This is a genomic window from Paraburkholderia sp. RL18-101-BIB-B, assembly GCF_046026985.1.
In the GTDB taxonomy this organism is placed as follows: domain Bacteria; phylum Pseudomonadota; class Gammaproteobacteria; order Burkholderiales; family Burkholderiaceae; genus Paraburkholderia.
The window spans coordinates 105,594-118,670 of the sequence record NZ_JARESV010000017.1; the positions used below are offsets into that span (position 1 = coordinate 105,594).

Here is a 13,077-nt window from a genome sequence, read left to right on the forward strand (position 1 = left end):
TTGCACCTTATTTTTATTGGTGCCATATCAAAATCGTGCAAAAGAAAACGGCATGCGAAGATGCCGTTTCGATGCAGCCCTTTGATGCGAAACGCTTTATTGCTGCTGCGGCGTCTCGCGCACCTTGCGCGGCCGTCCGCGTGGCAGCGGCGACACACGTCGGTTGGCGGCCCGTGCCGCCCATTCACGGTATTTATCGCTCCCCAAAACCCAGCCCTTCAGTGTGGCCTGTTGAAGCTGGCTGGCTTCGCGTTCGTCGAGCGGCTGCTCGCACAGTTCGCGGTACGCACGCTGTCGTTCGAACGGCGTATTGCCGAGCGACCAGTACAGCGGGTGGTCGGTAATCAGGCTGTCGAGCGTGAGGCCGATGTGATGGCGGTAGCTCGACCAGCGGTAGTCTTCCGGCGCGCTCACGAGCCCCGCGCGCACCGGGCACATCTCGACGACGCGGCTCGCCAGCAGGAAGTAGCGCTCGCCTTCGATCACCGTGGCGCGGTAGCGGCCTTCCCACAAGGTGCCGCGGCGCGCGTAACGCCGGTTGAAGTGCGCCACGTAGCGGCGCCCGACCGCCTGCATCGCCTTGGGCAGACTCGACTCCTCGGTGGGCGTGACGAGCAGTTGCACCGCGCCTGGCATCAACGCATAGGCGTGGATGGATAAGTGATGGTCGCGAGAAGCCGCTTTCAAACAATCGATGAAGAGCTCGTAGTCCTGGTCGTCGACGAATGCGGGCTGCTGATCGAGCCCGCGGAGGATGACGTGCTGCGGCTGGTCAGGGACATAGAGACGTGCAAGCCGTGCCATGCTGGAGTATCCGATAGTCGCGTTGGTACATACCCGAAGGTCCGAAGAACCGCATGCGCCAAAGGTTCGGCGCGGCGCGGCAAAGCCAGAAACCGCGCGGAGCTTAGGGAGAAAGCTCTAACCGCCGCGTATGGTTTGTTTCAAACGTTGTAGTCATAATGAGCGGGCCTTTTTTGGAGGAGCACATATGAAATTAAAACAGGCCGTAACGGGGATCGCGGCGCTAGCCTGCATGACAACGGCAGCGCATGCGCAATCGGCCGGTAGCTTTTTCGTCACATCAGGCTGGTTCCATCTAGCGCCTCAATCGAGCAGCGAACCGTTGAAGGTGACAAGCATCGGCGGCAGCCCGACCAACATCACCGAAGCCAACACCGGTGCAACACTCAGTTCCGCCGACACAATCGGCTTCACTGCCGGCTACTTCGTCACCGATCACATCGCAGCCGAGTTCGTGATTGGCGTCCCGCCTTCGTTCGACCTGGAAGGCTCGGGCAGCCTCGCCCAATTCGGCAAGCTGGGCCAGGCAAAACAGTGGAGCCCGACTCTGCTGTTCAAGTACTACTTCAACGCCCCGACTGCTGCTTTCCGCCCGTATCTCGGCGTTGGCGTGAGCCGCATCTGGTTCACCGACGAAAAGATCACCAACAGCGCATTCGAGGCAAACGTACTGCATGGTCCGACCAGCGTCACTACGGATAGTTCGTGGGAGCCGGTGTTTAATGCCGGCTTCACTTACGCCTTCAACCAGCACTGGTTCGCCGGCCTTTCCGTTTCCTACCTGCCGCTCAGCACGACTGCCAAGCTGAATACCGCGGCGAACACGCCGGTCGGCACGCTGAACGTGCAATCTGAAACCAAGATCAAGCTGAACCCGATCGTTACCTACGTCAACATCGGTTACCGTTTCTAACGCTTCGAGAAAATTAGGGGCCGTAGAGTTAGGGTAGTCGAATTTTCGTGGCTTGGACAACGCCGTCATACATCCAATGGCGGCGTTTTTATTTTTGTGGGCGCTTCATGGCTCCCACTTCGGCGCTCGTGGAAGCCACGCGCCGACCGGCTGTCAGCGTTGTAAATTTGACCCGGATTCGCGTCAGCCAGTGCAATATGTGCTGACGAATCCGCGTCCAAACCACGATTGGTGGGGCCTCTCGGGTTTGGCACCGAAGTTGCATTCGCATGGTGTTTCCCGCGTCGGGACGTGAATCTGCGTCTTCCTGACAACGCGCGGGACCCTTTCACCTCATCGACGGAGCGACCATGACTGCACTTCCGAATACGCGAGACGCCCTCGGCGAATCCTGGACCAGCACCAGCCGCCGTGCGCGGCGTATCGCTCGCCACAGCCGCCACGCGGCCGAAGATATCGCAGGCGAACTGCGCACGCTAATGTCGGAACTCGAATCCACGCTGGCGGACGGCACCCAGGCCGACGCGGTGGCGTTGCGCAGCAAACTTCGCAAACAACTCGAGGTCGCGCGCGCCCGCTTGAACGACACGCGCGAAGCCGTGCGCGAACGCGCCGAAGTCGCGATCGCCGATGCCGACGATTACGTGCATGAGAATCCGTGGCAGACGATTGCGATCGTCGGCGGCGTCGCGTTGATTGCGGGCGCGTTGTTCGCGTCGCGGCTGCGTTAAGACGGCTACAGCGCGGGGCGCGCCCTCGCCCTGGCGGTTGTTGCAGGTGCTCTGAACCGGCGCCGTGCACTGGTGCAGGCTCGCGGGCCGTCCGTGCCGGCGCAGCCTCGCGCCGCGCTGCTCAGTTGTCGTCGATCACGAACAGCCGCTGGTATTCCTTGACCGCGTAGCGATCCGTCATGCCCGCGATGTAGTGGGCGATCAGGCGCGGTTGCTGCGTCGCGTCGGTCGACTGGTAGCTCGGCGGCAGCAGCCGCGGATCGTCCGTGAACGCGTCGAACAGACCCGCGACGACACGGCGTGCCTTGTTGGCCATGCGCATCACGCGGTAATGGCGGTACAGGTTCTTGAACAGAAAGCGCTTGAGCGCCGCGGCCTGCGCGGCAATCGTGTCGCTGTGCGCGACGAGCGCGGGCGACAAGCGCACGGCATCCAGCGACGCCGGTGCGTGCCGGTCCAGATTCAGCTTGGTCGTGTCGATCAGATCGACGATCAACGTATTGATGATGCGGCGCACCGTTTCGTGAATCAGCCGGCGCCCTTCGATCTGCGGAAAATCGCGGCGCGCCGCCTCATAGTGCACTTGCCACAACTCCACTTCGGCGAGTTGCTCGACGGTGAGCAGGCCCGAACGTAGGCCGTCGTCGACGTCGTGATTGTTGTACGCGATCTCATCGGCGACATTCGCGATCTGTGCCTCGATGGACGGCTGCCGCCCTTCCAGAAAGCGCTCGCCCAATGCACCGAGCCGCCGCGCGTTCTCGCGCGAGCAGTGCTTGAGAATCCCCTCACGCGTTTCGAAGCAAAGGTTCAAGCCGTTGAACGCGCCGTAGTGCTCCTCCAGATCGTCGACCACCGCCAGGCTCTGCAGATTGTGCTCGAAGCCGCCGTGCTCGCGCATGCATTCGTTGAGCGCGTCCTGCCCGGCATGCCCGAAAGGCGTATGGCCTAAATCATGGGCGAGCGAAATGGCTTCGACGAGATCTTCGTTCACCCGCAGATTGCGCGCGACCGACCGCGCGATCTGCGCGACTTCCAGGCTGTGCGTCAGACGCGTGCGAAACAGGTCGCCCTCGTGGTTCACGAACACCTGAGTTTTGTACTCGAGCCGACGGAATGCCGTCGAATGGACGATGCGGTCGCGGTCCCGCTGAAATTCGGTGCGCGCGCTGGGCGCGGCTTCCGGATAGCGGCGGCCGCGCGATTGCGCGGAGTGCGCCGCGTACGGCGCGAGGTGCGCTTCGAGTGCTTCCTGCGAACGCACGCCGATCGTCGACGCGCCTGCCACCGGGTCATGCTTTACATCGTCGCTGCGCCTGTCAGTCACCGGGTTCTCCGAAACATGGGCGGCGCCTCGTGACGCTGGTGCGTGTTGCGTTGCTGGATGCCCCGCGAGACTCAGACGGCGGCGGCCAGCGTGGCGTGCACCTCGGCGTCGGGCGCCTGGGTGATCAGCGTCTCACCGAAACGCTTCAGCAGAATGAATTTGATCGCGCCGGCTTCCGCCTTCTTGTCGACCCGCATGAGTTCGACATAGCGCGAGTCGCCAAGAGCGGGCGCCCGCGTCGGCAAATGCGCGGCGACGATCACGTCGACCAAGCGCTTGCGTGCGGCCTCGTCGAGATAGCCCAAGCGCACGGACAGATCCGCCGCCATCACCATTCCGCAGCCGACCGCCTCGCCGTGCAGCCATTCGCCGTAGCCGAGGCCGGCTTCGATCGCATGGCCGAAGGTGTGACCGAAATTGAGAATGGCGCGCAGTCCGCCTTCGCGTTCGTCCTGCGCGACCACCGACGCCTTGATTTCGCAAGACCGCTTGACCGCCTCAGCTAGCGCTTCGGGTTCGCAGCGGTTCAATGCTTCGATATTGGCTTCGATCCAGCTAAAGAAACCCGCGTCGGCGATGGCGCCCGTCTTGATCACTTCGGCGACGCCCGCCGCGAGTTCTCGCGCCGGCAGCGTGCGCAGCGCGCCGATGTCGGCGATCACGGCCTGCGGCTGGTAGAACGCGCCGATCATGTTCTTGCCAAGCGGGTGATTGATGCCCGTCTTGCCGCCCACCGAAGAATCGACCTGCGACAGCAACGTGGTCGGCACCTGAATGAACGGCACGCCGCGCATGTAGCAGGCGGCCGCAAAACCCGTCATGTCGCCGATCACGCCGCCGCCCAATGCGATCAACGTGGTCTTGCGATCGGCGCGGCCGCCGAGCAGCGCGTCGAAAATCAGGTTCAGGGTTTCGAGGTTCTTGTACGCCTCGCCGTCCGGCAACACGACCGTGGATACCTGCTTGCCGAGCGGCGCCAGCGCGGCGCGCAGCTTGTCGCCATACAGCGGCTCGACGGTGGCGTTGGTGACGATGGTGACCGAGCTGCCGGCGATATGCGGCGCGAACAGCGCCGTCTGGCCAATCAGATCGGCACCGATATGGATGGGGTAGGCGCGTTCGCCCAGTTCGACGTTGACGGTAATCATACGGTCCATTATGACGCAGGATGTTTGGCGACGCCGGCCATCTCGAGCTGCATCAGAACCATGTTGACGAGTCCGTTGACCGAAGGCCGGCCGGTTTCGATCACGAAATGCGCGCACTCCCGGTACAACGGGTCGCGCACTTCATAGAGTGCTTCGAGACGCGCTTTGGGGTCTTCGGTCTGCAAAAGCGGGCGATTCTTGTCGCGCCGCGTGCGCAGCCAAAGGTCGTGCGGATTGGCGCGCAGGTAGATGACCACTCCGCGATTCTGCAGTGCTTCGCGATTTTCCGGCCGCAGTATCGCGCCGCCGCCGGTCGCGAGCACGATATTGTCGCGCCCCGTGAGGTCGGAAATCACGCTGGCTTCGCGCTCGCGGAAGCCCGCTTCGCCCTCCAGCTCGAAGATCACCGGGATGCGCGCGCCCGTGCGCGCCTCGATTTCATGGTCGGAATCGAAGAACGGGCGATCGAGACGGCGCGCAATGGCCCGGCCCACGGTGGTTTTCCCTGCCCCCATGAGCCCTACAAAAAATACATTGGCGTGTGCGTCCCGCGCTTGCAACGGTGTCCTCTGGCTAATCCGGTATGGTTCGTGCCGCAGCTTACTGGCAAAGCGGCTGCCTTGTCGAGCCTGCGCGCCCCCGCTCGCAAGCGGCGGCAGCATGCCCCTAATTTGTCTGAACGACGCGCGGCGTGATGAAAACAGCCAGTTCGCTGCGCTGGTCGCGATGAGCCCGATGGCGGAAAAGCGCACCTAAAACCGGTATTTTGCCCAGGACCGGGACCCGCGTCACATCGTCCCGGTCGTCGGTCGCATAAATTCCGCCGATCGACACCGTACCACCATCCTCGACCTCGACGCGCGTTTGCACGTGCTTGGTGTTGATCGCGGGCCCGGCGTCGGTCTGTTCGCCGACGCTGTCCTTGGCGACGTCGAGGTCCAGCACCACACGGCCGTCCGGCATGATCTGCGGCTCGACCTCCAGTTTGAGCGTGGCGCGGCGAAACTGCACGCCCGACACGCCCTGCCCCACTTTCGCCTGATACGGCAGCTCGGTGCCCTGCTCGACCACCGCCTTCATCCGGTCGGCCGTGACCACGCGCGGACTCGAGACGATTTCGCCGCGGCCCTGCGCTTCGAGCGCGCTCAGCTCGATGTTCAGCAGCCGCGTCGCGCCGGCGGCGAACAGGGTCAGGCCGGCGGTCGCGGCGTCGAAGCCGGAAATCGGGCGGGCCGACAGATCGTAGCCGGCGCCGGTCAAGCCTTTCGCGGTGCCATCAGCGTTCGTGGCCGCCATGGAGAGCTTCACGCCGAGATTGCGCGAAAAACCATGTTCGCCTTCGACGATACGCGCTTCGATCAACACCTGGCGCGTTGGCCGGTCGACGGAAGCGAGCAGCGCCGCAATCTGCGCGAGGCGCCCTTCGAGATCGGTCACGAACAGCAGATTGGTGCGCGGATCGGCAGTCGCGGCACCGCGCTTGGACAAGACGCGTTGTGCGCCCGAACCGGTCAGCAGGCGTCTGACGTCCTCGGCATGCGCGTAATGCAGTTCAAACGTGCGGCTCGCGAGCGGCTCGAGATCGGCGGCTCGGGCGTGCGCTTCGAAGCGCTGCCGCTCGCGCGCCGCCAGATCCGCAAGCGGCGCGACCCAGATCACGTTGCCGTGGCGCTCCATCGCCAGGCCGTTGACGTCGAGCAAGGTGTCGAAGGCAGTGCGCCACGGCACTTTGTCGAGCTTCAGTGAGACCGCGCCGCGCACTCTTTCGCTCGCGACGATGTTCAGCCCGGTGAACTTGGCGAACGCATTGAGGACGGCGCCGAGTTCGGCACGCTGGAAATTCAGCGAGATCGGTTTGTCGTCGGGCGCGAGGGCTGCGTCGGCGGCGCTGCGTGGCGCGTTGCTCAGACGGGCGAGCGGTGGCAGCGGCACCGGCGGACCTTCGAGCGCGGCGGTGCCGGCGGCTTCGGCGCGAGCCGGAGCGGCGGATTGCCTTCGCAGCGGGACGGAGCCGTCGGCGTCGGCATCGCCGAGATCCGGAGCCGCGGATTGCGTTGCAGCGGCGTCGGCACGCTCGTCCGTGCCGGCGTTGGCCGCCGCAGTGCTCCCGCGCGATGCCTCTGGATCGTCTGTTGAATCTTGACGAAACGGGTTGGGCTCTTCGGCCGAAACATCACGTGGCAGCGGCGGTGTGCCGCTGTACGAAGCGTCGCGCGGCGATACCGCGTCGCCGAGCGGCATGTAGGCAGGCAACGGCGGCAGTGGTGGAGTCGACGCCTGCGTGACGCTGGCGCCGAGCGCCGCGCTTAAATACAGGCCGAGACACACCTTGAGGCGAGGCGACGCACGTGTATCGACGCTCGACAATGTAAAGGGAAAGGGCTTCACCAGTCTCATCAGGAAGCCTCCGTCATCGCCAGCGTGCGTGTCGCACCGTCCTTCGCGAGCGTGATGCCGGACGCGTCCAGCTTCGTGACTCGCTCGGCGCCGATCCGCTCTCCGGACTCGACGGTTGCCACGCCGTCCGGTGTATCGAGCAAGGCCAGCCCGCGCGTACGATCGCTCAGCAATCCGACCAGACGTAGTTGCGAGACATCGGGCAGATCGCCGGCAGCCTGCATCTGCGGCTGTGAAAACGGATCGAAGAAAACGATGTCTTCATCGTCGTCGGAGTCGAGGCTGTCGTCGGCGAATGCATCCGCGGAGGTTGTCGATGGCGCCGGCCGCAGCGCGTCGAACACTTGCAGCGTAGCGCTCACCGACAACGCCGCGGCATCACGCTTGACGGTCACATCGACCGGCACGATCAGCACCGGCAGATCGGACAGTCCGCGCAAAAATGCCATCAGGTGAACGAAGTCCGTACGCGCGGTCAGTTGCAGCGGGCGCATGCTTTCAACGCCCGCGCCGCTGACCACGCCGGGTTCCACCGCCAGCAACGCGACGTTATTTTGCGCGGCCAGTTCGGAGACGATGCGCAGGTCGTCGGCGGAACTCCACGACGCGGAAGTGCTCGTGGTCGAAGCAGCAACCGGCGCGGCGGCGGCATCACGGCGCAGCGCGGGCAATTGCGCAAGCGCGCGCCGCGCGTTCGCGAGATGCAAGCTACTGGCTTCCAACGCAGTGCGGCTCGCTTCGACACCACCGAGATCGGCCACGACCCAGCCATGCGCGCCAAGACCGAACACCAATGCCGCGATCAGCAACGCGACCACCCAGCGACGACGCCGGCTCCATGCATCGAGCGGCAAGTGCACGCGCTTCATCCAATGGGAAAGGGAAAGGCGCGCGTTTGCCGCGCCGCCGAACTCCACAAAGATCGTACTCATTTCGCACCTCTTGATTGTTCCGGCTTCACAGGACGCTGCGTTGTGGACCCAGCCGGGCGAGCCGCTTTCTGCGCCGGCTCGTTCCACCGCAGATGCGCACCGAATTCGATCGGACCGGCAACGCTCGCCTGCGCAGCAGCCGCACCGCCGCGTGAAACCGAACGATGCAGATCACTCACCTCCGCCCCCTTCACGCCACGGATCGCACTCAGCCGCTTGAGCCACTCGGCCGAGGCGAGATGTCCACGCGATGACGCCAGCAACTCGGTCTCGTCCTCGCGGTGGCGCAACTGCTGCAGCACCACGCCGTCGCCCGGTTCGAAACTCAGCGCGTCGAGCAGGTCGCGCAGATGCGTGAGCGGCTCAGACGCGCTCTTTGCGCGTGCGACGTCGCGACGCTGTTCGTCTCGCGCGCGCAGCAACGCCGCGTGCTCCGCGAGCGGTGCCGACAGTTGCGTGAGCGTGTGTTCGATCGACACGCGCTGCGCATCGAGCCGCGCTCTCTCGATTACCTGCCAACCGCCCAATGCGAAAACGGCGGCGCAACCGGCGCAGACCGCGGCAACCCATTCGAGCACGCGCCGTCGGCGCGCGAGCCGCGCGTTGGTTTGCCGGTACGGGAGCAGATTGAAACCGCCGAGCCACGACCGCGCGAAGCGCGTGCCGAGTACCGGCGCTCGGGTGTTAGAGGCCGTTGCGTGCAACAGGCCGCCCGTCATTCGAGCACCCCGCGTAACGCAAGCCCGAACGCGACCGCACCGGACGGTTCGTGCAACAGCGAATCGTCCAACGGCCGGACGAGACCGCCCAGCGCCGCGCATTCGAACGGCAGCACTGCGCAGCTCAACACGTCGGCGATATCCGCGCTCGAGAAACCCACACCGTCGAGCAGATCGACCTCGCCGCTCAATAACGCGCAGTCGAGTTCCGGGCCTTGGGCCAGGTCGCGCAACGCATCCGCGAGATCGGCGTGTTCCGGTGCGGGATAGCGCATTTCGCAGCAGATGACGTCGTCGACGATCCGCCAGCCATACACGCCGTCCGTACCGATCCACAACGCGACATACGGCTCGTGCGGATCGAGCTCGTAACTCGCCGCGTAGCGCATGGCGCGCAGCGCCGCATGCGGCTCGCCGTCGATGACGGTGAGCGAGATACCCGCAATCGCCGCGCATTCGATTCGCGCTTCGAGATGTTGCCGCGCGGTAGCGGCAATGGTCACGGAGCGGACCGGCGAATACGTTTCGTCGAGATACCAGTCGACGGCGAGAGCATGCCGCTCGAGGCCGGCAATGCGCTCGACCTCGCTCATCACCGCCGGCTCCAGTTCGGCCAGTTGATGCCCGCCGTCTTCCCCGCAACCGCTCTGCGCGGCAAGCCGCGTGAGCGGCACCGTGGTGGTCATGGTGGCCGACGCGGGCAGCGCCATCGCGCATCGCAAGGCATGTGTCGCGCACGCGTGCGGCAGACCGGCGAACGCCTCGCGCAACGCACGCGCCACCGCGTGCCGGTCGGCGATCTCACTACCAACCATAGCACCGGCGGCAAGCGGAACGGTGCTCACATATTCGATATGCAACGCGCCGGGTGAACGCACGCGCTGACTCAGCACGATCAGACGCACGGTCTGCGAGCCGACATCGATCCCCGCAGCAAAACGCTGCGCACCGGGTTGCACTGCCTGAAGCCAAGATCTTTTCAACGCCATGACGCCCTCCCTCTGACTCACGCGACGAACCATTCGAACGCGAGTGATGAGGAAGAATTGTGCGTAGCCGCGCCGCCGCGCGACACTCAGCCAAATGGCTAACGTTGAGCAACGCACGTCCTGTATGCCATCAAAGCGGCTACAGTGAAGTCATTCCCGCGCGGCGCGCAGACTTGCCAATAAGTGTCAGTAAGCATGCCGAAAGCTGAAAAGCGAGGCGGCTATAATCGCGGGACTGTTTTTTGGTGCCTATATGCAATCCACGTCTCCTACGTCCCCGCCGCCCGCGCCGCAGAAGCGCAAACGCCCGCTGTGGCTGAAGCTCATCCTGGGCTTCGTGGGTCTGATCGTCGCAGGCATTCTGTGCGTGCTGCTGGTGCTCGGCTATGCGCTTGTCGTCGCCACGCCCAATCTGCCGTCGCTCGATGCGTTGACCGACTACCGGCCGAAGGTGCCGCTGCGCATCTATACGGCCGACCATGTGCTGATCGGCGAATTCGGCGAAGAACGGCGCGACATCGTCCATATCCAGGACGTGCCCGATCATCTGAAGAAGGCGATTCTCGCCATCGAAGACGCGCGCTTCTACGATCACGGCGGCGTCGACCTCACGGGCATCGCGCGCGCGGGCTTCGTCGCGCTGACCAATGGCCACGCCACGCAGGGCGCAAGCACGATCACCATGCAGGTGGCGCGCAACTTCTTCCTTTCCAGCGAGAAGACCTACACGCGCAAGATCTACGAGATGCTGCTGGCGTACAAGATCGAGTCGAAGCTGTCCAAAGATCAGATTCTTGAGGTGTATATGAATCAGATCTATCTCGGCCAGCGCGCCTACGGTTTCGCGAGCGCGGCGCGGGTGTACTTCGGCAAGGATCTGAAGGATCTGACGCTGGCGGAATCGGCCATGCTGGCCGGCTTGCCGAAGGCGCCGTCCGCGTATAACCCGGTCGTCAATCCGAAGCGTGCGAAGGTGCGTCAGGAGTACATCCTGCAACGCATGTACGAGTTGCACTACATCACCCAGGAACAATACGACGAAGCGAGCAAACAGCCGCTCGTGGTCAAGGGCGCGGGCAAGGAATTCAGCGTGCACGCGGAATACGTCGCGGAAATGGTGCGTCAGATGATGTACGCGCAGTACCGCGAAGAAGCCTATACGCGCGGTCTGAACGTGGTGACCACGATCGATTCGGCGGATCAGGACGTCGCATACCGGGCGCTGCGCAAAGGTCTGATGGACTACGAACGGCGCCACGGTTATCGTGGTCCGGAGGCGTTCATCGATCTGCCGACCGACGCCGATGATCGCGAGCAGGCCATCGACGACGCGCTGCTCGAACACCCGGACAACGGCGAGATCATTGCCGCCGTGGTCACCTCGGCGAGTCCGAAGCAGGTGCAGGCCGCTTTCATCGACGGCAATGTCGCGACGATCCAGGGCGACGGCCTGCGCTTCGCGCAGTTTGCGCTCGGTCCGCGCGCGCAGCCGAATCAACGCGTGCGGCCCGGCGCGATCATCCGGCTCGTCAAGAACGACGACGGCAACTGGTCGATCACGCAATTACCGCAAGTGGAAGGCGCGTTCGTTTCGGTCATCCCGCAAGATGGCGCGATTCGCGCACTGGTCGGCGGTTTCGACTTCAACAAGAACAAGTTCAATCACGTGACTCAGGCGTGGCGTCAGCCGGGATCGAGCTTCAAGCCGTTTATCTATTCGGCGTCGCTCGAAAAGGGGCTTGGGCCGGCAACCGTGATCAACGACGCGCCGCTCTTCTTCAGCGCGGCTGAAACAGGCGGCCAGGCGTGGGAGCCGAAGAACTACGGCGGCGGCTTCGACGGCCCGATGACCATGCGCACCGCGTTGCAACGCTCGAAGAACCTGGTGTCGATTCGTATCCTGAACCAGATCGGCACGAAGTACGCGCAGCAGTACATCACGCGTTTCGGCTTCGACGCGGATCGCCATCCGGCCTATCTGCCGATGGCGCTGGGCGCCGGTCTCGTCACGCCGTTGCAGATGGCGGGCGCGTTCTCGGTATTCGCCAACGGCGGCTATCGGATCAATCCGTATCTGATCGCCGAAGTCACCGATCAGCGCGGCATGGTGGTCGCGCACGCACAACCGCTCGTGGCCGCGCAAAGCGCGCCGCACGCGATCGAGCCGCGCAATGCGTACGTGATGAACAGCCTGCTGCAAAGCGTGGCGCAACGCGGCACGGGCGCGAAGACCAACGTACTGAAACGCACTGACCTCGCCGGCAAGACGGGCACGACCAATGATTCGCGCGACGCGTGGTTCGCCGGTTATCAGCACACGCTCACGGCCATTGCGTGGATCGGCTACGACAACCCGCGCAGTCTCGGCGACAAGGAAACCGGCGGCGGCCTCGCGCTACCCGTGTGGGTCGAATACATGGGGCGTGCGCTCAAGGGCGTGCCGGAGTACAAGATGCCGATGCCCGATGACGTGACTGAAGTCGGCTCGGAGCTTTATTTCGACGACTTCACGCCGGGGCATGGTTTCATCGCTACGGTCGGCATCAGTCAGGCGGCGCTGGACGCCGAGGCGAGCGGCGCGTCGGCCGCCGCGCCCGAGCAGGTCGGCGAGCAGGAGAAGCAGGACATCATGAATCTGTTCCGCGGACACTGACGCTCCGCCCGAAGTCCCGCAGAAAGCAAAACGGCCGCGCTAAATGCGCGGCCGTTTTTTGTGCGGTTCGGGTAATCAACTCGGCCGCGTTGGCGGCCCTCACCCGACCGGCGGGTCTTACGCTTCGAAGTGAACCGGCTCGCCCGCTTGCTGCGTCGCGTACTCCGACAGCGCGGCGAAAAACTCCGTGCCGCTGCGCGTGTCGCGCCATTCGCCGTCGACGAAACGGAAATGGAAACCACCCGCTTTCGCGGCGATCCAGATCTCGCTCATAGGTGGCTGCAGGTTGACGATGATCTTCGAGCGGTTCTCGAATTCGAGGGTCAGGACGTTGCCGCTGCGCTCCAGTTCGATGTCGGCATCCGTGTCGTCGAGCGCGCGTTCGATGGCGGCTAGCGCGGCTTCCGCGCGGGTCAGGTATTCACTATCGGACATGCTAAACTCCATCGATTATTTATTCAGGG

12 protein-coding genes are annotated in these 13,077 nt (G+C 64.1%); 3 read left to right on the forward strand and 9 right to left on the reverse strand.

What is annotated here, in order from left to right; translation table 11 throughout:
* Window positions 1-96 precede the first annotated feature (96 nt).
* Complete coding sequence (locus P0D73_RS23745) at window positions 97-804, reverse strand: transposase (RefSeq protein ID WP_408433018.1); 708 nt, start codon at window positions 802-804, stop codon at window positions 97-99.
* A gap of 187 nt (window positions 805-991) precedes the next feature.
* Here P0D73_RS23745 and P0D73_RS23750 point away from each other — a divergent pair, with 187 nt between their 5' ends.
* The gene (locus P0D73_RS23750) at window positions 992-1,717 is read left to right on the forward strand and encodes an OmpW/AlkL family protein (RefSeq protein WP_408433020.1); all 726 of its coding nucleotides are present in this window, start codon (window positions 992-994) and stop codon (window positions 1,715-1,717) included.
* A gap of 350 nt (window positions 1,718-2,067) precedes the next feature.
* Window positions 2,068-2,448, forward strand: a complete 381-nt coding sequence (locus P0D73_RS23755) for an ElaB/YgaM/YqjD family protein (RefSeq protein WP_132376718.1) — start codon at window positions 2,068-2,070, stop codon at window positions 2,446-2,448.
* 121 nt (window positions 2,449-2,569) lie between these two features.
* Here the strand turns inward: P0D73_RS23755 and P0D73_RS23760 are convergent, their stop codons facing one another.
* The 7 genes from P0D73_RS23760 to pilM all read right to left on the reverse strand — a co-directional run bounded on the left by P0D73_RS23760 (window position 2,570) and on the right by pilM (window position 9,960).
* Window positions 2,570-3,775, reverse strand: coding sequence for a deoxyguanosinetriphosphate triphosphohydrolase (locus P0D73_RS23760; protein ID WP_408433022.1), 1,206 nt, complete (start codon window positions 3,773-3,775; stop codon window positions 2,570-2,572).
* A gap of 71 nt (window positions 3,776-3,846) precedes the next feature.
* Window positions 3,847-4,932: a 3-dehydroquinate synthase gene (gene aroB / locus P0D73_RS23765; protein ID WP_132376716.1), complete on the reverse strand. Its 1,086-nt coding sequence runs from the start codon at window positions 4,930-4,932 to the stop codon at window positions 3,847-3,849.
* Window positions 4,932-5,483 (reverse strand): shikimate kinase, encoded by a 552-nt coding sequence (locus tag P0D73_RS23770; RefSeq protein WP_106284162.1) that lies wholly within the window; start codon window positions 5,481-5,483, stop codon window positions 4,932-4,934. The genes aroB and P0D73_RS23770 overlap by 1 nt, the downstream gene beginning before the upstream one ends.
* Before the next feature lie 106 nt (window positions 5,484-5,589).
* Complete coding sequence (locus P0D73_RS23775; RefSeq protein ID WP_408433024.1) at window positions 5,590-7,320, reverse strand: type IV pilus secretin PilQ; 1,731 nt, start codon at window positions 7,318-7,320, stop codon at window positions 5,590-5,592.
* A complete protein-coding gene (locus P0D73_RS23780) occupies window positions 7,320-8,252 on the reverse strand; it encodes a hypothetical protein (RefSeq protein WP_408433026.1) in 933 nt (310 codons plus the stop codon). The genes P0D73_RS23775 and P0D73_RS23780 overlap by 1 nt, the downstream gene beginning before the upstream one ends.
* Entirely contained in the window at window positions 8,249-8,971 is a 723-nt protein-coding gene (locus P0D73_RS23785; RefSeq protein ID WP_408433028.1) for a fimbrial assembly protein, read from the reverse strand. The genes P0D73_RS23780 and P0D73_RS23785 overlap by 4 nt, the downstream gene beginning before the upstream one ends.
* Window positions 8,968-9,960: a type IV pilus biogenesis protein PilM gene (gene pilM / locus P0D73_RS23790; protein WP_408433030.1), complete on the reverse strand. Its 993-nt coding sequence runs from the start codon at window positions 9,958-9,960 to the stop codon at window positions 8,968-8,970. The genes P0D73_RS23785 and pilM overlap by 4 nt, the downstream gene beginning before the upstream one ends.
* 253 nt (window positions 9,961-10,213) lie before the next feature.
* Between pilM and P0D73_RS23795 the strand changes: the two genes are divergently transcribed.
* Window positions 10,214-12,613, forward strand: a complete 2,400-nt coding sequence (locus P0D73_RS23795; RefSeq protein ID WP_408286915.1) for a penicillin-binding protein 1A — start codon at window positions 10,214-10,216, stop codon at window positions 12,611-12,613.
* Between the two features lie 117 nt (window positions 12,614-12,730).
* Here P0D73_RS23795 and cyaY read toward each other — a convergent pair whose 3' ends face one another.
* Window positions 12,731-13,048, reverse strand: a complete 318-nt coding sequence (gene cyaY, locus P0D73_RS23800; RefSeq protein ID WP_011490036.1) for an iron donor protein CyaY — start codon at window positions 13,046-13,048, stop codon at window positions 12,731-12,733.
* Window positions 13,049-13,077 lie beyond the last annotated feature (29 nt).

What these genes read in the sequence shown, in the direction of transcription:
- P0D73_RS23785 (WP_408433028.1), bottom strand. Translation starts at nt 8,971, where the DNA reads ATGACGGGCGGCCTGTTGCACGCAACGGCCTCTAACACCCGAGCGCCG.
- P0D73_RS23780 (WP_408433026.1), bottom strand. Translation starts at nt 8,252, where the DNA reads ATGAGTACGATCTTTGTGGAGTTCGGCGGCGCGGCAAACGCGCGCCTT.
- P0D73_RS23795 (WP_408286915.1), top strand. Translation starts at nt 10,214, where the DNA reads ATGCAATCCACGTCTCCTACGTCCCCGCCGCCCGCGCCGCAGAAGCGC.
- P0D73_RS23750 (WP_408433020.1), top strand. Translation starts at nt 992, where the DNA reads ATGAAATTAAAACAGGCCGTAACGGGGATCGCGGCGCTAGCCTGCATG.
- aroB (WP_132376716.1), bottom strand. Translation starts at nt 4,932, where the DNA reads ATGGACCGTATGATTACCGTCAACGTCGAACTGGGCGAACGCGCCTAC.
- pilM (WP_408433030.1), bottom strand. Translation starts at nt 9,960, where the DNA reads ATGGCGTTGAAAAGATCTTGGCTTCAGGCAGTGCAACCCGGTGCGCAG.
- cyaY (WP_011490036.1), bottom strand. Translation starts at nt 13,048, where the DNA reads ATGTCCGATAGTGAATACCTGACCCGCGCGGAAGCCGCGCTAGCCGCC.
- P0D73_RS23755 (WP_132376718.1), top strand. Translation starts at nt 2,068, where the DNA reads ATGACTGCACTTCCGAATACGCGAGACGCCCTCGGCGAATCCTGGACC.
- P0D73_RS23775 (WP_408433024.1), bottom strand. Translation starts at nt 7,320, where the DNA reads ATGAGACTGGTGAAGCCCTTTCCCTTTACATTGTCGAGCGTCGATACA.
- P0D73_RS23745 (WP_408433018.1), bottom strand. Translation starts at nt 804, where the DNA reads ATGGCACGGCTTGCACGTCTCTATGTCCCTGACCAGCCGCAGCACGTC.